General features: G+C 42.8%; 25 protein-coding genes. 8 read left to right on the top strand and 17 right to left on the bottom strand.

Annotated elements, in window-relative coordinates:
* Positions 1 to 6 precede the first annotated feature (6 nt).
* From rplE to FTU80_RS07035, 15 genes are all read right to left on the bottom strand, one after another.
* Positions 7 to 543, bottom strand: coding sequence for a 50S ribosomal protein L5 (rplE, locus tag FTU80_RS07105; RefSeq protein ID WP_067762907.1), 537 nt, complete (start codon positions 541 to 543; stop codon positions 7 to 9).
* 15 nt (positions 544 to 558) lie between these two features.
* On the bottom strand, positions 559 to 876 hold the full coding sequence (rplX, locus tag FTU80_RS07100) for a 50S ribosomal protein L24 (RefSeq protein WP_078189274.1): 318 nt from the start codon (positions 874 to 876) through the stop codon (positions 559 to 561).
* 9 nt (positions 877 to 885) lie between these two features.
* Positions 886 to 1254 (bottom strand): 50S ribosomal protein L14, encoded by a 369-nt coding sequence (gene rplN / locus FTU80_RS07095; protein ID WP_005012978.1) that lies wholly within the window; start codon positions 1252 to 1254, stop codon positions 886 to 888.
* 89 nt (positions 1255 to 1343) lie between these two features.
* Positions 1344 to 1601 (bottom strand): 30S ribosomal protein S17, encoded by a 258-nt coding sequence (rpsQ, locus tag FTU80_RS07090; RefSeq protein ID WP_078192456.1) that lies wholly within the window; start codon positions 1599 to 1601, stop codon positions 1344 to 1346.
* Positions 1598 to 1795, bottom strand: coding sequence for a 50S ribosomal protein L29 (gene rpmC / locus FTU80_RS07085; protein WP_005012982.1), 198 nt, complete (start codon positions 1793 to 1795; stop codon positions 1598 to 1600). The genes rpsQ and rpmC overlap by 4 nt, the downstream gene beginning before the upstream one ends.
* Positions 1795 to 2208, bottom strand: coding sequence for a 50S ribosomal protein L16 (gene rplP, locus FTU80_RS07080; protein ID WP_078189276.1), 414 nt, complete (start codon positions 2206 to 2208; stop codon positions 1795 to 1797). Before rplP ends, rpmC begins: the two co-directional genes overlap by 1 nt.
* Positions 2209 to 2211: 3 nt before the next feature.
* A complete protein-coding gene (rpsC, locus tag FTU80_RS07075) occupies positions 2212 to 2964 on the bottom strand; it encodes a 30S ribosomal protein S3 (protein WP_078189277.1) in 753 nt (250 codons plus the stop codon).
* Position 2965: 1 nt separating this feature from the next.
* Positions 2966 to 3295: a 50S ribosomal protein L22 gene (rplV, locus tag FTU80_RS07070; protein ID WP_035265103.1), complete on the bottom strand. Its 330-nt coding sequence runs from the start codon at positions 3293 to 3295 to the stop codon at positions 2966 to 2968.
* An 11-nt stretch (positions 3296 to 3306) separates the two neighbouring features.
* Positions 3307 to 3582 (bottom strand): 30S ribosomal protein S19, encoded by a 276-nt coding sequence (gene rpsS, locus FTU80_RS07065; protein ID WP_004281508.1) that lies wholly within the window; start codon positions 3580 to 3582, stop codon positions 3307 to 3309.
* Between the two features lie 19 nt (positions 3583 to 3601).
* Positions 3602 to 4426: a 50S ribosomal protein L2 gene (rplB, locus tag FTU80_RS07060; RefSeq protein ID WP_078189278.1), complete on the bottom strand. Its 825-nt coding sequence runs from the start codon at positions 4424 to 4426 to the stop codon at positions 3602 to 3604.
* 11 nt (positions 4427 to 4437) lie between these two features.
* Positions 4438 to 4758 carry a 50S ribosomal protein L23 gene (gene rplW / locus FTU80_RS07055; RefSeq protein WP_005012992.1) on the bottom strand — a complete coding sequence of 107 codons (321 nt, stop codon included), beginning with the start codon at positions 4756 to 4758 and terminating at the stop codon, positions 4438 to 4440.
* The gene (gene rplD, locus FTU80_RS07050) at positions 4755 to 5357 is read right to left on the bottom strand and encodes a 50S ribosomal protein L4 (RefSeq protein WP_078189279.1); all 603 of its coding nucleotides are present in this window, start codon (positions 5355 to 5357) and stop codon (positions 4755 to 4757) included. Before rplD ends, rplW begins: the two co-directional genes overlap by 4 nt.
* An 11-nt stretch (positions 5358 to 5368) precedes the next feature.
* Positions 5369 to 6007, bottom strand: coding sequence for a 50S ribosomal protein L3 (rplC, locus tag FTU80_RS07045; protein WP_078189280.1), 639 nt, complete (start codon positions 6005 to 6007; stop codon positions 5369 to 5371).
* A 59-nt stretch (positions 6008 to 6066) separates the two neighbouring features.
* Entirely contained in the window at positions 6067 to 6378 is a 312-nt protein-coding gene (gene rpsJ, locus FTU80_RS07040; protein ID WP_000070912.1) for a 30S ribosomal protein S10, read from the bottom strand.
* A 267-nt stretch (positions 6379 to 6645) separates the two neighbouring features.
* Positions 6646 to 7383 carry a type 1 glutamine amidotransferase gene (locus tag FTU80_RS07035; protein WP_180084613.1) on the bottom strand — a complete coding sequence of 246 codons (738 nt, stop codon included), beginning with the start codon at positions 7381 to 7383 and terminating at the stop codon, positions 6646 to 6648.
* 157 nt (positions 7384 to 7540) lie between these two features.
* On the opposite strand from FTU80_RS07035, the gene FTU80_RS07030 reads away from it, so the two are divergent.
* The 7 genes from FTU80_RS07030 to FTU80_RS07000 all read left to right on the top strand — a co-directional run bounded on the left by FTU80_RS07030 (position 7541) and on the right by FTU80_RS07000 (position 14924).
* Positions 7541 to 8743, top strand: coding sequence for a PLP-dependent transferase (locus FTU80_RS07030; RefSeq protein ID WP_180084612.1), 1203 nt, complete (start codon positions 7541 to 7543; stop codon positions 8741 to 8743).
* A gap of 14 nt (positions 8744 to 8757) precedes the next feature.
* Positions 8758 to 10341, top strand: coding sequence for a helicase HerA-like domain-containing protein (locus FTU80_RS07025; protein ID WP_180084611.1), 1584 nt, complete (start codon positions 8758 to 8760; stop codon positions 10339 to 10341).
* A 150-nt stretch (positions 10342 to 10491) separates the two neighbouring features.
* Complete coding sequence (hmpA, locus tag FTU80_RS07020) at positions 10492 to 11700, top strand: NO-inducible flavohemoprotein (RefSeq protein WP_078192460.1); 1209 nt, start codon at positions 10492 to 10494, stop codon at positions 11698 to 11700.
* A gap of 86 nt (positions 11701 to 11786) precedes the next feature.
* A complete protein-coding gene (locus FTU80_RS07015; protein ID WP_078189285.1) occupies positions 11787 to 12230 on the top strand; it encodes an Rrf2 family transcriptional regulator in 444 nt (147 codons plus the stop codon).
* Between the two features lie 85 nt (positions 12231 to 12315).
* Positions 12316 to 13176: a ribosome biogenesis GTP-binding protein YihA/YsxC gene (gene yihA, locus FTU80_RS07010; RefSeq protein ID WP_180084610.1), complete on the top strand. Its 861-nt coding sequence runs from the start codon at positions 12316 to 12318 to the stop codon at positions 13174 to 13176.
* Between the two features lie 157 nt (positions 13177 to 13333).
* On the top strand, positions 13334 to 14278 hold the full coding sequence (locus FTU80_RS07005; protein ID WP_180084609.1) for a metal-dependent hydrolase: 945 nt from the start codon (positions 13334 to 13336) through the stop codon (positions 14276 to 14278).
* A gap of 220 nt (positions 14279 to 14498) precedes the next feature.
* Positions 14499 to 14924, top strand: a complete 426-nt coding sequence (locus FTU80_RS07000; RefSeq protein WP_180084608.1) for a VOC family protein — start codon at positions 14499 to 14501, stop codon at positions 14922 to 14924.
* On the opposite strand, the gene FTU80_RS06995 is transcribed toward FTU80_RS07000, so the two are convergent.
* Both FTU80_RS06995 and FTU80_RS06990 read right to left on the bottom strand, forming a co-directional pair.
* Positions 14921 to 16180: a dicarboxylate/amino acid:cation symporter gene (locus tag FTU80_RS06995; protein WP_171525930.1), complete on the bottom strand. Its 1260-nt coding sequence runs from the start codon at positions 16178 to 16180 to the stop codon at positions 14921 to 14923. The genes FTU80_RS07000 and FTU80_RS06995 overlap by 4 nt on opposite strands.
* A 247-nt stretch (positions 16181 to 16427) precedes the next feature.
* On the bottom strand, positions 16428 to 17300 hold the full coding sequence (locus FTU80_RS06990; protein ID WP_180026061.1) for an acyl-CoA thioesterase II: 873 nt from the start codon (positions 17298 to 17300) through the stop codon (positions 16428 to 16430).
* A gap of 287 nt (positions 17301 to 17587) precedes the next feature.
* On the opposite strand from FTU80_RS06990, the gene plsB reads away from it, so the two are divergent.
* On the top strand, positions 17588 to 20161 hold the full coding sequence (plsB, locus tag FTU80_RS06985; RefSeq protein WP_180021599.1) for a glycerol-3-phosphate 1-O-acyltransferase PlsB: 2574 nt from the start codon (positions 17588 to 17590) through the stop codon (positions 20159 to 20161).
* Positions 20162 to 20169 lie beyond the last annotated feature (8 nt).

Raw genomic sequence — 20169 nt, 5'->3', positions numbered from 1 at the left:
GACCTCTTATTTGAACGGGAAGCCGAATGCACGCATAAGCGCACGGCCTTCGTCATCGGTGCGAGCAGTCGTAGTGATGGTAATGTCCATACCACGAATACGATCAATCTTATCAAAATCGATTTCAGGGAACATGATTTGTTCCTTAAGACCCATTGAGTAGTTACCACGACCATCAAATGATTTCGCAGAGAAACCACGGAAGTCACGGATACGAGGGATCGCGATAGAGATCAAACGGTCTAAGAATTCGTACATACGTTCGCCACGTAAAGTAACTTTACAGCCGATAGGCCAACCATCACGGATTTTGAAACCAGCGATAGATTTACGAGCTAAAGTAAGTACTGGTTTTTGACCAGCAATTGCTTGCATATCAGAAAGAGCGCCATCTAACAATTTCTTGTCAGCTGATGCAGCACCAACACCCATGTTGATGGTAATTTTTGTAATGCGAGGGATATCCATCACATTCTTAACGCCCAATGTTTCTTTTAATTGAGCCTTAAGTTCGTCGTTGTAACGCGTTTTAAGTCTGGCCATTGCCTAGTCAACCTATTACTTCGCTACCGCCACTGATTCACCATTAGATTTGAATACGCGAGTTTTCACGCCTTCAATCACTTGGTAACCAACACGGTCAGCCTTTTGGGTTGTAGCATTAAAAATTGCCACGTTAGAGATATGAAGCTCAGCTTCTTGAGTTACGATGCCGCCTTCAGCGCCAGTAGCTCGGTTAGGCTTTTGATGCTTCGTTACCAAGTTAAGGCCTTCAACCTTAACACGGTCATTTGAAACAGACAAAACAGTACCTTGTTTGCCTTTTTCTTTACCTGCGATCACAATTACTTGATCGCCCTTTTTAATCTTAGCCATGAGTGCCTCTTATAGAACTTCAGGAGCCAATGAAATAATTTTCATGAACTGTTCAGTACGAAGTTCACGAGTCACTGGTCCGAAAATACGAGTTGCAATCGGCGCTTTGTTGTTGTTCAAAATAACAGCTGCGTTATCGTCGAAACGAATAACTGAACCATCTGCACGACGGATGCCGAATTTTGTACGTACAACTACAGCATTCATCACGTCACCTTTTTTAACACGTGCGCGTGGAATAGCTTCTTTTACAGTAACTTTAATAATGTCGCCAACAGAAGCATAACGACGATGTGAACCACCAAGTACTTTAATACATTGTACGCGGCGAGCACCACTGTTGTCTGCTACGTCGAGCATACTTTCGGTTTGAATCATTGCCCTACTCCAAAACCGAGCATCACCGGTCGCAATTTCGAAAGGCTCAAAGAGTACTCGAAATTGACCGATGATGCAAGAACGTTTAATTACTCAGCAGCAGCTTCAACAACTTCAACTAAAGTCCAAGACTTAGTTTTAGACATTGGGCGGCTTTCTTTGATGCTTACTACGTCGCCAACTTTAGCAACATTGTTTTCATCATGAGCGTGTAATTTAGTTGAACGGCGGATTAATTTGCCATACAACGGGTGTTGAACGCGGCGTTCGATAAGAACAACGATAGACTTGTCCATCTTGTCGCTAACTACTTTACCGGTTAACGTGCGAACTGTTTGTTCACTCATTGTCCGTTCCCCTGTTTTTCGGTTAGGAGTGTCTTAATACGAGCAATAGTTTTACGAGTAAGCGCAACTTCGTGCGATTTACCCAATTGACCAGTTGCTTTCGCCATACGAAGACGGAATTGGTTAAGCTGTTGCTCATCAAGCAAAGCTGTCAACTCTTCTACCGACTTTTCACGTAGATCATTAGTTTTCATTACATTACCGTCCGAGTCACGATAGTGGTTTTAAACGGAAGTTTTGCAGCAGCAAGCGTAAATGCTTCGCGAGCAAGTTCTTCGTTAACACCATCAATTTCGTACAAGACTTTACCTGGTTTGATTTGGCAAACCCAGTATTCCACAGAACCTTTACCTTTACCCATACGAACTTCTAATGGTTTTTCAGTAATTGGTTTGTCTGGGAAAACACGGATAAAGATCTTACCACCACGTTTAATACGACGGCTGATTGTACGACGCGCTGCTTCAATTTGACGTGCAGTCATTTGACCACGTTCAATTGATTTAAGTGCAATAGTACCAAAAGATACTGAGCTACCGCGATGTGCTAGACCAGTGTTACGGCCTTTTTGCACTTTACGGAATTTAGTACGTTTAGGTTGTAACATGGATTATTCTCCTTTTTCAGCAGAACGATCATTGCGACGACCACGACGCTCTTGACCTTCACCACGACCACGACCACGTTTAGCTGGACGTTCTTCAGCTGGAGCTGGGTTCATGACTTGTTTCATGCCACCCAAGATCTCACCACGGAAGATCCATACTTTAACGCCGATCGTACCGTAAGTAGTCTCAGCACGCATAGTAGCATAGTCGATGTCAGCACGAAGAGTATGAAGAGGTACACGACCTTCACGATACCATTCAGTACGAGCAATCTCAGCACCACCTAAACGGCCTGAAACTTCTACTTTGATACCTTTAGCACCAGCACGCATAGAGTTTTGAACCGCACGCTTCATAGCACGACGGAACATTACACGTTTTTCCAATTGAGAAGCGATTGCTTCAGCAACTAAACGAGCGTCTAAATCTGGGCGATCGATTTCGTTGATACTTACTTGCGCAGGAACACCCATAATGGCTGTTAATTCGCGTTGTAATTTCTCAATGTCTTCGCCTTTTTTACCGATCACGATACCAGGACGTGCAGTGCTAATAGTTACTTTAGCTGCGCCTGTAGGGCGTTCGATAAGAATATTGCTTACCATCGCATTCTTAAGTTTTTTAGTTAAAAACTCACGAACTTGAAGATCTTTTAGCAAATATTCAGCATATTGTTTCGGATTCGCATACCAGTTAGCGTTATGACGTTTCACAACACCTAGGCGGATACCGATTGGATGAACCTTCTGACCCATATCAAACCCCTACCTTAACGGTAATGTGACAAGTACGCTTAGTAATACGATCTGCACGGCCTTTAGCACGTGGCAAAATACGTTTCAGGCTCATGCCTTCATCAACGTAGATCGTAGAAACTTTAAGGTCGTCTACATCTAAACTGTTATTGTGTTCAGCGTTTGCAATCGCAGATTCCAATGCTTTTTTAACTAAAACTGCAGCTTTTTTGTTGCTGAAGTTTAAGATATTTAAAGCATGCGCAACAGATTTGCCGCGAATTAGGTCTGCAACCAAACGTGCTTTTTGTGCCGAGATAGCGGCACCGCGTAATTTAGCAGTTACTTCCATCATAGCACCTATTAACGTTTAGACTTCTTGTCAACACCGTGACCACGATAGGTACGAGTTGGCGCGAATTCACCTAATTTATGACCAACCATATGCTCAGATACGATCACTGGAACATGGTTACGGCCATTGTGTACAGAAATTGTTAGACCAACAAAATCCGGTAAGATCATCGAACGACGCGACCAAGTTTTGATCGGCTTACGGTTATTAGCCGCGATAGCCGCTTCAACCTTAGCGAACAAGTGCGCATCGACGAATGGGCCTTTTTTCAGAGAACGAGGCATTGTCAGATTCCTTTACTTGTTACTTAACGCGACGGTCGCGAATGATCATCTTAGTCGTACGCTTGTTGGTACGTGTTTTGTACCCTTTAGCTTTTTGACCCCATGGACTTACAGGCTGAATACCTTTGTTACGTCCTTCACCACCACCATGTGGATGGTCTACTGGGTTCATCGCCATACCACGTACGGTAGGACGAACGCCACGCCAGCGTGATGCACCTGCTTTACCAAGTGAACGAAGGTTGCTTTCTGAGTTAGAAACTTCACCTAACACAGCACGGCATTCAACGTGTACTTTACGCATTTCACCTGAACGAAGACGAATGATAGCGTAAGAACCGTCACGACCCAACAATTGAGCAGATGTACCAGCAGAACGTACTAATTGTGCGCCTTTACCGATTTTAAGCTCGATGTTGTGAAGAGTAGAACCGATAGGCATGTTGCGAAGTGGCAAGCAGTTACCTGGACGGATTGGAGCATCGTTACCAGATTGAACTTGATCACCAGCGCGAAGGCCTTTAGGTGCAATAATATAGCGACGTTCACCGTCAGCATATTTCAATAAAGCAATATGAGCTGTACGGTTTGGATCGTATTCAATACGCTCAACTACAGCAGGGATGCTGTCTTTGTTACGTTTGAAGTCTACGATACGGTAGTGCTGTTTATGACCACCACCAACGTGACGAGTTGTAATGTGACCGTTGTTATTACGACCGCCAGTACGTTTTTTAGCTTCAACCAACGGAGCATATGGCGCGCCTTTGTGAAGGTGGTTATGAACCACTTTCTCTACAAAGCGACGTCCTGGAGACGTTGGCTTACATTTTTGAATCGGCATAATTTTCGTCCTTATTCCGCTGCGTTTTCAGCGGTATCGCCCAAGTCAGCCATTTCAACATCTTGGCCAGCTTTCAGGGTGACGTATGCTTTTTTAACATCAGAACGACGTCCTAATGTTTTACCAAAGCGTTTAGTCTTACCTTTAGTGATCGTTGTGTTAACTTTAACAACTTGAACACCAAATAGTTGCTCAACAGCTTTTTTGATTTCAAGTTTGTTTGCATCTAGTGCAACTTTGAACACTTGAACACCAGCAGTTTCGCCTAAAACTTGTGCTTTTTCTGAGAATACAGGTCCTTGTAGGACTTGATAGATACGTTCGTTGTTCATCCGAGTTCTACCTCAATTTTCTTAGCAGCAGCAACAGACATAACAACTTTATCGAACGCGATCAAGCTAACAGGATCGATTGCAGCAGCATCAACCACATCAACGTGTGGAATGTTGCGAGCAGCAAGATACAAGTTCTCATCAACAGCATCTGTAACGATTAATGCACGAGGTGCATTCAAGTCGTTAAGTTTTGCAAGCAATTCTTTAGTTTTTGGAGCTGCAACAGCAATTTCTTCAACTAAAACAAGGCGATCTTGACGAACAAGCTCAGCCAGGATGCATTGCATAGCACCGCGATACATTTTACGGTTTACTTTTTGAGACCAGTCTTGTGGACGAGCAGCAAAAGTTTTACCACCGCCAACCCAGATTGGGCTACGAATAGAACCAGCACGAGCGCGGCCAGTACCTTTTTGACGGAAAGGTTTTTTACCACCGCCAGAAACGTCAGCACGTGATTTTTGCGCTTTAGAACCTTGACGACCACCAGCTAAGTAAGCTGTAACAACTTGGTGTACAAGAGCTTCGTTAAAATCACGACCAAACGCAACTTCAGATAACTCAACAGCAGAGCCGGAAACAGTATTTAAATTCACGTTATTTCCCCTCAGGCCTTGATAGTAGGACGAACAGTAACGTCGCCACCAGTAGCACCAGGAACCGCACCTTTAACAACTAGAACTGAACGTTCTGCGTCGATAGCAACGATTTCAAGACCCTGTGTAGTCACACGTTCAGCACCTAAGTGACCAGGCATTTTTTTGCCTTTGAACACGCGACCAGGAGTCTGGTTTTGACCTGTAGAACCGATAACACGGTGAGATACAGAGTTACCATGTGTAGCGTCTTGAGTACGGAAGTTCCAACGCTTAACACCACCTTGGAAACCTTTACCTTTAGATGTACCAGTAACGTCAACAATTTGACCCACTGTGAACACATCTACACCGATAGTTCCGCCAACTTCACGACCTTCAAGATCAGCTTCTGTAGCGCGGAATTCTTGAACTAGACGACCAGCAGCTACACCAGCTTTCGCAAAGTGACCTTTCTGAGCGTTAGTTACGCGAGATTCGCGACGTTCACCAGTAGTGATTTGAATCGCTTGATAACCATCAGTTTCAAGCGTTTTGATTTGTGTGATGCGGTTAGGATCAACCTCAATCACTGTTACAGGTACAGAAACACCAGCATCTGTAAAGATACGTGTCATACCGCACTTGCGACCGACTAAACCAATAGCCATGTGCATAAACCTCTAAAAAAGCGGCCTAATTAACTTAGAGCGTTAATTAACCGAAAGCCTTAACCCAAAGCGATCTGAACATCAACACCAGCTGCAAGATCTAATTTCATCAATGCATCAACAGTTTTATCTGTAGGTTGAACGATATCGATCAAACGTTTGTAAGTGCGGATCTCGTATTGGTCACGCGCATCTTTGTTAACGTGTGGTGATGTTAAAACGTTAAAACGTTCGATACGTGTAGGCATCGGGATTGGACCACAAACTTGTGCACCAGTACGTTTTGCTGTTTCTACGATTTCTTGAGCTGATTGATCAATTAAACGGTGATCAAAAGACTTAAGACGGATACGAATTCTCTGGTTAGACATACCAGTTAACTCCAAGCCAAATATATAAAGAATCACCCTTGACGCATCTCACCCCACTTTAAAAGAGGCAAGTGTCAAGAGCAGTGAAATATCACTAAGGTCACGATCGATGCCGTGACTGTCACGATGTTAACTACTTTATTCGTAGCTAACCCCTTCATCAAAGGGTCGCCCATTATAGCTATTGTTTAATGCATAAGCAAATCCCTTTTGCTGTTTTTCTTATATTTTTCATTTTTTATGCAAGATCAATTGCTTAACTTTTAATCAACAGGCATTTTTTCTTAATACATACTCTATTGCTTGGTTTAGTATTTGATTTCCCTCAATAAATTTGTTTTTTGCGCTTTTCCGCAGATCATGTACTGGCTGTACATGTGTTCCTGAAAAAAATGCCAACTCTTCATCATTTTCCAAAAATAAATCGAGTACTTCAGGGGTAATTTCAGGATGAAATTGAAAGCCCAAAACATTTTGTCCAATTTGATACATTTGATTACGACATGCATCATTTTCCGCCAGTAATACCGCTCCTTTGGGAATTTCAAATGTTTCACTGTGCCACTGCATGACTTTAAACTCTTCCGGTAGTTTGAAACAGCCATGCGGTACGTTAGCGACCTTACGGATGGTCGTCCAACCCAATTCTTGTTGTGCATTTCGACTCACCGCACCACCCAAAGCATTAGCAATCAATTGCCCACCTAAACAAAGCCCGATTGCGGGTTTACCGAGGGCTAAATAGCGTCGCAACCAACGCTTTTCTATTTTTAACCATGGGAAATTTGCCTCATCATTTACGCTCATGGTTCCACCCATAATGATAAGTAAATCAACATCTTCAACATGCGGCAAAGCCTCGAGATCTAAGGCTTGATCGACAGGTAATGCAAAGAATTCTGTGGCCGTAATTTTGGCCTGATGCTGTTTTAAAAATTCATAACAACTGCCGAACCCTTCGCCAGCAATATGCTGAAAATAATGTACTTTTAAATGCGACTTCATGCGCTAAACCTATTGTTGTTGCTCTGATATCGGTTTTGCAAGAATGAAGCCAACTTTGCTTTTCACTTAATTTTCTATACAAAGCATCGTAAATCCATGCGTTTTAGTCGTATTCTTTTGAACATTCATTATTATTTTGATCATTTCAGAGCGCCACGTGAAAAAGAATCCTCAAACCGAACTCATTCATGCACCAAGAAAGGCACCGCAATACATCAATAGTGTTCAACCTCCCCTGTTTCGTGCATCCACTATAATTTTCGAAAATACAGATGCGCTATTTAATCGCCATTGGACTGATGATTATGACTATAGCTATGGAACACATGGCACACCCACTACATTTACCCTAGGCGATCAGATTGCTCAGATTGAAGGTGGCTTGTATCACTTACTGGCACCTAGCGGTTTGTCTGCAATTAATTTGGTCAATTCATGTTTTTTAAGTCAAGGGGATGAAGTTTGGGTCGCAGATAATATCTATGGCCCAAATATGGAACATCTACGCAACCTAGAAACCCGCTATGGCATCGTGGTCAAGGTTTATAACCCTATTGATGTCGATTCATTTAGCCCTTCAGCGCAAGCCAAGCTTATCTGGTTAGAAGCGGCGGGTTCTGTCACTTTAGAGTTTCCAGATTTAGTCGGCTTGGTCAAAAAGGCCCAAGCACATAACATGCTCACTGCACTGGACAATACATGGGGCGCAGGACTTGCCTTTAATGCTTTTGATTTTAGTGCTGAGCATCTGGGTGTCGATATCAGTGTGCATGCCTTGACCAAATACCCAAGTGGCGGCGGGGATATTTTGATGGGTTCGGTAATTACACGAGATAAAAAGCTTCATCACAAACTGTTTCGTGCGCACGCCATTCAAGGCATTAGTATCTCTGGTGATGACGCCGCGCAAGTACAACGCAGTCTGGCTTCTATGCGACTGCGCTATGAACACCAGTCACAAAGTGCTTTAACTTTATTAAATTGGCTAAAACAGCAACCAGCCTTTGTACAGGTTTTACATCCTGCTGATGAAGCTTCCGCAGGACATCAGTATTGGAAAGAAATTTGTACAGAACAACACAGTGCCGGTTTGGTCAGCGTGGTATTTAATGAAAAATATAGCTTGCAAGATGTACGCCGCTTTTGTGATGCGCTGAAACTATTTAAACTCGGTTTTAGCTGGGGTGGCCCAGTCAGTTTAGTCATGCTATATAACTTAAAAGATATGCGTGTACTCGAACATTCACATATTCAAGCCGGCTTACTGGTTCGCTTCTGTATAGGACTAGAACATCCTGCAGATTTAATACAAGATATAGAAAACGCACTACAACATTTTAATAAACAGCAACTCGAATAAATACAGGAACATCTATGGGTACACCAATTATTATTGGCAAAAAAACACAAGACACCACACAAGATGTGGTGCTTCATTCACAATTTGCAAACCGCCATGGTTTGATTGCTGGCGCCACAGGTACTGGTAAGACGGTAACGTTGAAGGTGTTGGCAGAAAGTTTTTCTCGGCTGGGTGTACCCGTATTTTTAGCCGATGCCAAAGGGGATGTTTCTAGCCTTGCAAAAGCAGGTGAAAGCAATCCTAAGTTTGACGAACGAATTAAAAGTTTAAATATCGAGAGCATTCCTTTTGCTGCCTCCCCTGTGGTGTTTTGGGATTTGTTTGGTGAACAAGGACATCCCATTCGCACCACCATTTCTGAAATTGGTCCACTGCTCCTTGCCCGAATCCTCAACTTAAATGACACGCAAGAAGGTGTGTTATCTGCGGTCTTTCGTATTGCCGATGATCAGGGCTTATTGCTCATCGACTTTAAAGACTTAAAAGCCATGATCAGCTACGTCAGTGAACATGCATCCGAATTTAAAAATGAATATGGCAATTTATCATCTGCAAGCTTAGGTGCAATTCAACGTAATTTGCTTGCATTGGCAGATCAAGGCGGTGACAAGTTCTTTGGTGAGCCTGCGCTCAATATCATGGATTTCATTCAAACGGATGCGCAAGGTCGTGGCAACATCAACCTGCTCGCAGCCGACAAGTTAATGAATACCCCTAAGCTCTATGCGACTTTCTTACTTTGGATGCTGTCAGAACTGTTTGAACAATTGCCCGAAGTTGGAGATATGGATAAACCCAAACTAGTGTTCTTCTTCGATGAAGCGCATTTATTGTTTGATAATGCCAGCCCTGCTTTACAAGAAAAAATTGAGCAAGTGGTTCGTCTGATTCGCTCTAAAGGCGTTGGGATTTACTTTGTAACGCAAAACCCACTTGACCTACCTGAGAGTGTTTTAGGACAACTGGGTAACCGCGTTCAGCATGCGCTACGTGCATTTACCCCAAAAGATCAGAAAGCAGTTAAAACGGCAGCAGATACTTTCCGAGCTAATCCTGCGTTTAAAGTCGATCAAGTAATTACGGAACTGGCTGTAGGTGAAGCATTAATTAGCTGTTTAGATGAACAAGGCACACCACAAATCGTTGAACGTGCTTGGGTGATGCCACCCTACTCATCATTTAGCCCAATTGCTGTAGAAGAACGCAAAGCACTCATGACAAATAGCGTTGTTGCAGGCGTGTATGACACCGAAGCAGACCGTGAAAGTGCCTATGAACTTTTACAAAATAAAGTGGCGGAGCGCCAACAACAAGCCGTCCAAGCGGAACAAGATAAAATACAAGCCAAAGAACAAGAAGCGTTAGCCAAACAACAAGCCAAAGAAGCAGATGCACTCGCCAAACAGCAAGCGCGTGAACAAGAACGACTTGCACGCGAACAACAAAAAGAAGCTGAGCGTTCAGCCAAACAACGTGAAAAACTGATTCAAGACACGGTAGGAACTTTTGCAAAAAGTGCTGCACGCAGCTTGGGTGGGTCGACAGGTCAGAAAATCGTACGCGGTTTGCTAGGTTCACTGTTTGGTAAAAAATAATTCGCCATTACGATTATCTATGCTGAATTTATGGGATATTTTAATATCCCATATTTTTTTTATGGTTTTTACTAAAACATGTATTGCGCGGATGTATTTAAAAATGTATTTTAAATACATCTTATAAATAACAGCCATGAGAGATCAGTTATGACTCCGCAGCAAATTGACCTAGTAAAAGCTACTGTTCCTGTTCTACGTGAAAATGGTGTCGCGCTGACTGGTTACTTCTATAATCGTATGTTGGGCAATAACCCTGACCTCAAAGAAACCTTTAACATGGGACATCAGCGCAGCGGTGCTCAGGCACAAGCTTTGGCGGGTGCTGTATTGGCTTATGCTGAAAATATTGAGGACCCATCTGTACTTTTACCAGTTGTAGAATTAATTGCGCATAAACATGTGAGTCTTAACATTCAAGCTCCAGACTATAATATTGTCGGCGAAAATTTGCTGCACTCGATCAGTGAAGTATTAAGCATTTCAATGGAAGATCCACTGATTGCAGCTTGGGCAGCAGCATATGGACAATTGGCAGACTTGTTTATCAGCACTGAAAAAGCGATTTATGAGCAACATCAGCAAACTAAAGGCAGTTGGTTAGGTTGGCGTAATTTCAAAATCGCGAAAAAAGTGGCTGAAAGTGATGAAATCACCTCATTCTACCTTGAGCCTTCTGATGGTGGTGATTTACCAAAATATGAAGCAGGTCAGTACATCTCTGTACGTGTATTGGTCGATGAGCTGGGTCTAAAACAACCACGTCAATATACACTGTCTACCAGCCCACAAGACAACTACTTACGTATCTCTGTAAAACGTGAAGATCAGAAAGGTGACTTGGTTCCAGGTTGGGTATCAAATACACTGCATGGCTTGGAGATCGGTTCAGAAATCGAAGTGTCTGCACCAACAGGTAATTTCTTCCTGATTGATTCACAAAAACGCAATGTCTTTATCAGTGGTGGTGTAGGTCTAACACCAATGATTGCGATGCTGAATCAGTTGGTGACTTTAGACATGCCACAACCTGTAACCTTTATCCATGCCTGCCGTAGCAAACAAGTGCATGCAATGCATAAACACATTCAGGATTTGGAAGCAAAATACCCACGTCTTAGCACTTTTACAGCGTATGAGTTCCCTCATGCTAATGATAAATTAGGTGAAGATTATGATGCTGCTGGTCGTCTAGACTTAGGCAGCATGGATACTGCACTGTTACCGATCAATGCGGATTATTACCTTTGCGGTCCAATGCCATTTATGGCTGAACAACAGAAAGCTTTAATTGCTCGTGGTATTCCTGCTAGCAATATTCACAGCGAAGCTTTCGGCACTGGTGGTGTAAAACACTAACTAAGCTATTCACCTGAAATACAAAGGGTTAGTTTAGTTATGCTAGACTAGCCCTTATTTATTTCTCTCAGATTCACAGTATTATCATGCAACTCAATAAATTCACCGATTATGCATTACGCATTTTGCTCTATATCGCACGCCCTCGTGATGTGCCTTATAACATTGCTGAAATTGCGGAAGACCTGCACGTTTCGCGTAATCACTTGGTGAAAATTGTGCATTTTATGGCAAAGCAAAACTGGTTAATCACCAGCCGCGGCAAAGGTGGCGGTATTCGTCTAAACCCTGAAGCACTTGACGCTCAACTCGGTCAAATTGTGCGAATTTTGCAAGGTAATCACCAGATTGTTGAATGTAACGACCCACCCTGCGTACTGCGCAGTCAGTGTGGTTTAAAAAGCATCTTAGACCAAGCTTTAGAACAGTTTTATCAAAGTCTCGATCAGTACAAACTTGCTGACGTCTTACAACCAAGCAGCGCATCTAAATTTACAACACAATCTCCAATTCAAATGATCAATCTCTAATTTCACTTTACCTGCGACAAAATTCGCTTGCCTGCCCGACTTCCTTTATAATGCGTGTTGTTAAATCAGTTATTGAAGTTGGGTTATGCATCAGCACAGAGGAAAATCACGAAACAGTAAAGCGGCCAATGCGCCGAAGCAAAAGATTACTTATGAGAAAAAAGTAGACTCTGCGATTACTGAATACGCTGTGCGCTCGCTCAACTGGCTACGCAAAGCTGAGTTCTTAATGAGTGCGCCTAAACTCAACCTCTGCGTTGAAGATACCGGCTATGAAATTGCCTTTGCTGGCCGTTCCAATGCGGGTAAGTCGAGTGCCATTAATGCGCTCACTAACCAAAAACAATTGGCACGTGCGTCGAAAAAACCGGGTCGTACCCAAATGATCAACTTTTTCAGTCTAGGAAATCCTGATCAACGTTTGGTCGACTTACCGGGTTATGGCTATGCCGCTGTACCTGAAGCGATGAAAATCGTGTGGCAAAAAGAGTTAGAAAACTATCTCATACACCGTGAAAGTTTACAAGGTCTTGTGCTGTTGATGGATATCCGTCATCCACTACAACATTTTGACGTCATGATGTTGGAATGGGCACATTCACGTAAATTGTTCGTACATGTACTGCTCACCAAATCAGATAAATTAAACCGTGGCCCAGCCTCTAAAGCACTACAAGAAGTGAAAGCAGCATTGAAAAAAATGAAGCTGAACTTCTCTATTCAACTGTTCTCATCATTGAATAAACAAGGTTTAGAAGAGTTAGCGAGTGTCATGGCGGGTCGTCTAAACTTCACTCTAGAACAATCCACAGAATTTGATCTCGACAGCATACCTGAAGCATCGGAAGATGATATTGAAATCGATGTGGACGCGGAAGCATTCAATGACTTCCACACTACATCTGAAGATTTACCCCAAGCTGAAGACAAAAAATCAGACCACTAATCCATTATTTTTAAAGTCAGCGCAAGGATGATTGTCTGACAAAAAGTATCATCTGAAGATAATGAAATGTCCTGTATTGCTAATCACAATGCAGGATTTTTTTTGGATACTGAATAAATCAGATGTGTACTCGATCACATAAAAACAAGGATAGGTCATGAAATTACTCTCCCGCTTAAGAAACACAAAACTTGGATCATCAATCGAATATAAAATTAAGCCACGTAAAGTGAAATTTGAGTGGCAAGATACTCAAGTTGACTGGGTGCCTAACCAACCTTTTGTCAGCTATTTTATTAATGAAATTAATATGATCTTACCGGCAGGTGAATTTTGGTTTTGCCGTCTGTATAACAAAGTATTGCCACAAATTAGAGATGAAAAATTAGCAGAGGACGTTAAAGCATTTATCCGCCAAGAAGCCATGCATGCTCAGGCGCATAACTCTGCCAATAAAGAATATCTGTCTCAGCGCAATATCAGTATTCAACGCAACCTCGAAATCATGGACTTTCTCTTTGGCAAACTGCTTGCGGACCAACCTTTAGGGCTCAACGTACCCAAAGCCTTGGATCATCAATGGGATCTCTTTCGTTTAGGGGTGATTGCAACAGTTGAGCACATGACCTGTGTACTAGGTAAATATGCTTTATATAACAAAGAGTGGGAACGACTAGGCTCTGATCCGAATATGCTCGATCTAGTAAAATGGCATGGTGCAGAGGAAATAGAACATCGTACCGTGGCTTTTGATTTGTATCGTCATCTTGGTGGGGGCTATATTTCTCGCTATTATCAAAGTGTGATCGTAATTGCAGCCGTACTAGGTCTATGGGTCGATGGTGCAGCACATATCATGCAGCAAGACTCGCGCTATGCATCGATTAAACCTGCCGTATATAAACCGTGGATTTGGCGTGAATGGGCGCGTATCGCGCAAAAAGACAATCGCTTATTGCCACATCCACTTTGGTTAGTGTCGCAGCAATTGGGGTATTTAATGCCTTGGTACGATCCTGTGCATGAAGCAAAAACGGAAGATGCGATTGCATACCTCGACAACTCTCCTGCTGCAAAACGTGCCGCACTGAAAGTCGCTTAAACACCACTTTAAAATCTGTATTAAGCAGGGTTCGCCCTGCTTTTTTTGTGCTCACATCCATTACGCTCCGTTTTTTATTGAGCAATCAACAAACTCAAGATGGATAGGCTCATAAGTTCAAGGTTTAAAGTACAGTTATTCCGAGTTCCCTATTCTCTTTAAAATGTATTTATACTCAGTCTCATCCTAAAATAAAAATAAGCCATTCAGGAGCATCTCCATGCACGCTCACATCTCCGTCATTACACTGGCCGTGAAAGATTTACATGCTGCATTCGCGTTTGATCAAGAGGGTTTAGGTCCTAATAGCGCGGGGATTATTGGGACTGAATTTGAACATGGCGCTGTGGCATTTTTTGATTTACAACACGGTTTAAAGCTCGCACTCTGGCCGCAAGATAGCCTGAGTCATGACACCGGAATCAGTACATCAGCGTTTTGTCCAACTCAAATGTCTCTCGGACATAACGTCAACAGTCCCGCAGCCGTCGATCAAATCATGCAACAAACCCAACGCGCAGGTGCAAAAACAATTAAGCCCGCACAGCCCACGTTTTACGGTGGTTATGCAGGCTATTTTCAAGACTTAGATGGGCATCTGTGGGAGATCGTCTACAACCCACATTTTAGCTGTTTATCTGCTTAATTCGACAACGCTGGTTCATCTACATCTCGCGTATGACGATCCACCACCACACTAATCATCATATCACCCTGTACGTTCACCACAGTCCGTACCGTATCCAATAGACGATCGATCGGCAGCAATATCGCAATGGCTTCTGCAGGAAGCCCAACCGATTGTAAAACCATAATCATTGTCACCATTCCAGCACTTGGAATGCCCGGTGCGCCGAGTGACGCAATCATGGCGGTTGCACAGACAATTAACTGCTGACCCAAGGTTAAATCTAAGCCCATCAAGTTAGCAATAAATAACGCAGCAGCAGCTTCATACAACGCTGTACCATCCATATTTAACTGTGTGCCCAATGGAATCACAAAACCTGCTGTTTGAGGACGTACGCCTAAATTTTCCTGCGCACATTTCATCGACAGTGGCATCGTTGCTGAACTTGAACTGGTTGCAAAAGCAGTGATTAAGGCAGCTCGTGTTCCTCTAAAAAATGTCAGTGGACTCATTTTCCCAAAAATCCAAAGCAACAGAGGTAACACCACTGCCCCATGGAAAATCGTCGTCCCTGTGACTACGGCAGCAAACTCCGCGAGGCGACTCAACACCGAAATATCTTCTGTAGCAATCAATTTAGCCAATAATGCAAAAATACCAATCGGTGCAAGCTTCATCACCCAGCCGATAATCATCATCATAATGTCAAAAAATTGCTGACTGAGCTTTCTCACACTTCGGAACTTTTCACCACCTTTGACCAAGGCTACACCTAGAAATAGTGAAAACACCACGACTGCGAGTACGTTGCCATCACTAAAAGCTTTAAACGGATTGATCAGTGTATTTTGAATAAAATTGGTAAAGAATGAACCTGCTGTGAGGGTGTCAGGGCTCTGATGCTGTTGCATTGCATCTTGGAACATGACGATGTCCACGCCCTGCCCGACTTTAAAAATATGCGCACATGCTAGACCTAAGATTAGTGCCAAAGTTGTGGTAGTGACACAGCAAGCTAAGGTAATTTTCCACGTTCGACTCAGCTGACCACCCGCTTGTAAATTCGATACCCCCACCACGATCGAACTAAATATCAGCGGAACCAAGATCATTTTCAGCAAACCAATAAAAATACTACTGGCAATCCCCAAGCCATACAGGCTGGCGGATAAAAACTGCGTCTCTGGAAACTGAATTAATAAAAACCCAAATGCCACACCCAATATTGCGGCAATTAAAATCTGCGTATTTAAGCTCATTGTGCCTTGCATTTATCTTCCTTTATTCAGGCACTATGCCATGCGCCCCACTGGGAATCGAGGAATTTTTTGTCACATATACTGCTACAATTCTGCAAAGCATGAATTCAGCTCCGTTCAACTTGTACAGTACCCTAATTAGATAACTCGATTCCGTGAGTAGCTTCATACCCAAAATTGACAGATATAAAAAACCGAATCAGAAGATTCGGTTTTTTGAGTATTCACCATGTACGACTTAACACATCTTGTTCAAAGCTTATTGGGTTTCAATTTCGCGTAAACGGATCAAGCCTTCTTGTGTCGTACTACAGACCAACTCACCATTTTGCCACATGCGACCGAAATTTAAACCACGTGAACTAGCACTGACTGTGGCATCCATGTCATAAAGCATCCACTCATCCACACGGAATGGCTTATGGAAATACATGGCATGGTCAATACTCGCACACTGCAAACTTGGTGATAAATAACTTAAACCATGTGGACGTAGTGCAGTCGTCATCAGCGTAAAGTCTGAATAGAATGCTGCAATGGCCTGATGTAAAGAGATGTCATCAACATCGGCAGCAATCGTGTCATGGGTACGAATATAGTGTGCATACGATGGCGCAGCAGGCTGGGGTTGGTACGGGTTTTGTGGATCAATCGGGCGAATTTCCACATGGCGGTCGCGCATAAAAGATGCACGGACGTTTTCAGGGACAAACTCCACCATCATTCGTTTCAACTCAGCTTCAGATTTTAAATCTTCGACGGCTGGATATTCTGGCTCTGCAACTTGGTAGTTCAACCCTTCTTCTTGCTCTGCAAATGACACCATACACATAAAAATGGTTTTACCATGTTGAATCGCACGAACCTGACGACTCACAAAACTGCGTCCATCGCGAATACGATCCACTTCATAAATGATTGGTGCATTGATATCACCGCCAAATAAGAAATAGGCATGTAAAGAATGAGCAGGTCGATCTGTCGTATAAGATGCCGCACGTAGCGCCTGACCTAAAACCTGTCCGCCAAAGACACGTTTCCCGACCAAATTTCGGCTTTGCCCACGAAAAATATTTTCTTCTAATTTTTCAAGGCTGAGTAAATCAACCAACTCTTGTGTTAAGGCATTCATAACAAACCTATCTATCATTCGGGATTAAGCTAACGCAGGCAACATCAACAGATGTTTAAATATATTTTCCATTTTGCCATAAATCCAGACTAAAACCCTAAAGATTCGCTGACTGATCTGTCACCTTGCTGATGCAATATAACTGCTAAAAATACGTTTTTTAACGATAAAATCTTACAATATCTATGCAATTTGTCAGAAAATGACATACAGTTTTTAAGTACAATTACGCAGAATAGATTCCCCTCAGAATCTCTGTGGTTTGGTCATGAAAAGTAGGAGTTTGTATGTCCAAGAGCGGCTTTGGTCAGATGTATCGAAAGCTTTCGAGTAAACTGCTTGACCTTGTGGTAACACCGCATGTTTTAGGTGAAGTCCCTGTAGAACCTGTAGTGACTGAAACCGATACAGATACCGGCGTACAGACAACGAAAATTACCTGCTACGTTCTGCAAAATCATTCACGGAGTAATGCTTTAATTGTCGATGGTGAAACCCGTCGTTTAAAGCTACACCCTGCACTCGACCCAATGACAGTGGGTACGCAAACAGAAAAAGCATCTGTGGTGTTTTTACAACATCATGATGAAGACAACTTACTCAATCCACCGCCACATGCCTTTCCACCTCGTTTATTGCGTTTAATTGAGGTTTTGGAAAAAAATCCTGATGCGGATGTTGAGCTCGTTCCTGTAACCGTGCTGTGGGGTCGTGAACCCGATAAAGAAGATTCTTGGTTTAAATTATTATTTACCGATACATGGTCTACACCAAGCAAAGTGAAGCAGTTGGTGAATATTGGTTTGCACGGTCGTCAATCGTACCTTGAATTCCATGAGCCACAGTCTTTGCGTCGTTTGGTTGAATATGCCAAAACTACACATCCAAACCTGTCACCTGCGACTTATATTGTCAGCACACTGAATGATTATTTAGATGCGCAGCGTGAAGTGGTTTTGGGTCCGGATTTATCTGACCGTCGTAATGTGATGCATGGTCTGATCAAATCTACGGATGTGCAAGATGCGATTCGTCGTGAAAGCATTCGCAGTAAAATCAGTATGGTTGAAGCTGAGCGTCGTGCGATTGGTTATTTAAATGAAATCGTTTCTGACTATTCTGCATCAACAGTACGTTTTGCTGACTTAGCACTGACTCGTCTGTGGACACAGCTTTATGATGGCGTCGAAGTGCATAACTTCAGTACCGTTCGTGAACTGGCCAAAGACTACGAGATCATTTACACCCCATGTCATCGTAGCCATATCGACTATTTATTATTGTCATATGTGATCTATAAGCGTGGTTTGATGGTGCCGTACATTGCTGCGGGTGATAACTTGAACATGCCATTTGTAGGGCAAATTTTACGTGGTGGCGGTGCGTTCTTTATTCGTCGTTCATTCCGTGGCAATGGTCTCTATACCACCGTATTTAAAGAATACCTCTATAGTATTTTGGCGCGTAATACACCACTTGAATACTTCATCGAAGGGGGTCGTTCACGTACTGGTCGTTTATTACCACCGAAGACCGGCATGCTCGCCATGACGGTCCATGGTCATTTACGTAATCCAGCCAAACCGATCGTGTTCTTACCGACCTATATCGGCTATGAGCGTTTAATGGAAGGTGCGACCTACGTTGGCGAAATGAATGGTAAGCCGAAAGAAGGCGAATCGATCATTGGGATTATGAAAACTCTGCGTAAGATCGAACGTATTTTCGGTAAAGTTCATTTGAACTTTGGTGAGCCAGTTTTCCTTGATGATATGTTGAAACAGCACAATGCAAGCAACATCAAAATCGAGAAGAATGACGATCCAATTCCGCCAGAAGTTTCGGATGCCATTAACAGTTCTGCACACGTGATTTTAGAAAATATTAACCGTGCAGCAGTGGTGAACCCAGTTTCATTGCTTTCACTGATTTTATTGGCAACATCTAAACATACTTTAGATGAAGAGATTTGCATTAAGCAGTTAGATACCTATCGCGATCTTTTAACTGCCTTACCTTACGATGAGCGCATGCAAGTAACACCGCTGTCAGGTAAAGAAATCATTGCTTATGGTTTAAAACTCAAGCTGATCAAACGTGTTAATCATGTCCTTGGCGATATTATTGCCATTGCTGATAATCAAGCGGTGCTGTTAACCTACTTCCGTAACAACATCCTGCACGCATTTATTTTGCCATCACTCATTGCCGCTTTGGTTGAACATAATGGTTCTATTCGCCGTGGTGATTTGATTAATGTCATACGTACACTGTATCCATTCTTAAAAGCTGAGTTATTCCTCAAATGGAATAATGAAGAGCTTAAAGATCAGATCTGTGCGTATGCAGAAGTACTGATCAAAGCCAAGCTAATTTCTGAAGATGCAGAAGGCAACCTGATCTCCCCTGCGCCTAACTCAGAGCAGCACAATCAGTTAGTGGTCTTGGCTGCACCTGTGATGCAAAGTCTAGAGCGTTACTACATGACTTTGGCTTTAATCACACAACGTGGTTCGGGCAATATCTCTACGCGTCAGGTTGAAGAACTCAGTCACTTAGTTGGTCAACGTCTATCTGTGTTGTATGAATTTAACTCGCCTGAGTTCTTTGATAAGGCCTTATTCCAAAGCTTTATTAAAGTCTTAACCCAACAAGGTTATATCAGCACCAATGAAAACAACGCCATTGTGTTTGATGAAAATTTCCAAAATGTTGCGCAATATGCCAACCTCGTTTTGGATGATGTGACCCTCCAAATGTTGCAGCACATTACAACCTTTAGTGATGAAGAGTTAAAAGAAGCACTTGATAAAGTTGCTGCGGAACAAGCCAAAAAACGCTTGAAACGTAAGAAGAAATAAACCGTTCT

Source organism: Acinetobacter sp. YH12145, from assembly GCF_013418335.1.
Lineage (GTDB): Bacteria > Pseudomonadota > Gammaproteobacteria > Pseudomonadales > Moraxellaceae > Acinetobacter > Acinetobacter amyesii.
Note: the sequence above shows the minus strand (reverse complement) of the source record. Positions and strands in the feature narration are given on the sequence as shown.

Coding starts and splice junctions, on each gene's coding strand:
- rplW (WP_005012992.1), bottom strand. CDS start 4,758: ATGAACAACGAACGTATCTATCAAGTCCTACAAGGACCTGTATTCTCA.
- rpsS (WP_004281508.1), bottom strand. CDS start 3,582: ATGCCTCGTTCTCTGAAAAAAGGCCCATTCGTCGATGCGCACTTGTTC.
- FTU80_RS07015 (WP_078189285.1), top strand. CDS start 11,787: ATGCAACTCAATAAATTCACCGATTATGCATTACGCATTTTGCTCTAT.
- FTU80_RS07025 (WP_180084611.1), top strand. CDS start 8,758: ATGGGTACACCAATTATTATTGGCAAAAAAACACAAGACACCACACAA.
- rplE (WP_067762907.1), bottom strand. CDS start 543: ATGGCCAGACTTAAAACGCGTTACAACGACGAACTTAAGGCTCAATTA.
- FTU80_RS06990 (WP_180026061.1), bottom strand. CDS start 17,300: ATGAATGCCTTAACACAAGAGTTGGTTGATTTACTCAGCCTTGAAAAA.
- plsB (WP_180021599.1), top strand. CDS start 17,588: ATGTCCAAGAGCGGCTTTGGTCAGATGTATCGAAAGCTTTCGAGTAAA.
- FTU80_RS06995 (WP_171525930.1), bottom strand. CDS start 16,180: ATGCAAGGCACAATGAGCTTAAATACGCAGATTTTAATTGCCGCAATA.
- rpmC (WP_005012982.1), bottom strand. CDS start 1,795: ATGAAAACTAATGATCTACGTGAAAAGTCGGTAGAAGAGTTGACAGCT.
- rpsC (WP_078189277.1), bottom strand. CDS start 2,964: ATGGGTCAGAAGGTTCATCCAATCGGTATCCGCCTAGGTGTTGTGAAA.
- rplB (WP_078189278.1), bottom strand. CDS start 4,426: ATGCCGATTCAAAAATGTAAGCCAACGTCTCCAGGACGTCGCTTTGTA.
- rplC (WP_078189280.1), bottom strand. CDS start 6,007: ATGGCTATTGGTTTAGTCGGTCGCAAGTGCGGTATGACACGTATCTTT.
- rpsJ (WP_000070912.1), bottom strand. CDS start 6,378: ATGTCTAACCAGAGAATTCGTATCCGTCTTAAGTCTTTTGATCACCGT.
- FTU80_RS07000 (WP_180084608.1), top strand. CDS start 14,499: ATGCACGCTCACATCTCCGTCATTACACTGGCCGTGAAAGATTTACAT.
- hmpA (WP_078192460.1), top strand. CDS start 10,492: ATGACTCCGCAGCAAATTGACCTAGTAAAAGCTACTGTTCCTGTTCTA.
- FTU80_RS07035 (WP_180084613.1), bottom strand. CDS start 7,383: ATGAAGTCGCATTTAAAAGTACATTATTTTCAGCATATTGCTGGCGAA.
- FTU80_RS07005 (WP_180084609.1), top strand. CDS start 13,334: ATGAAATTACTCTCCCGCTTAAGAAACACAAAACTTGGATCATCAATC.
- rplV (WP_035265103.1), bottom strand. CDS start 3,295: ATGGAAGTAACTGCTAAATTACGCGGTGCCGCTATCTCGGCACAAAAA.
- rpsQ (WP_078192456.1), bottom strand. CDS start 1,601: ATGAGTGAACAAACAGTTCGCACGTTAACCGGTAAAGTAGTTAGCGAC.
- rplN (WP_005012978.1), bottom strand. CDS start 1,254: ATGATTCAAACCGAAAGTATGCTCGACGTAGCAGACAACAGTGGTGCT.
- rplX (WP_078189274.1), bottom strand. CDS start 876: ATGGCTAAGATTAAAAAGGGCGATCAAGTAATTGTGATCGCAGGTAAA.
- rplP (WP_078189276.1), bottom strand. CDS start 2,208: ATGTTACAACCTAAACGTACTAAATTCCGTAAAGTGCAAAAAGGCCGT.
- yihA (WP_180084610.1), top strand. CDS start 12,316: ATGCATCAGCACAGAGGAAAATCACGAAACAGTAAAGCGGCCAATGCG.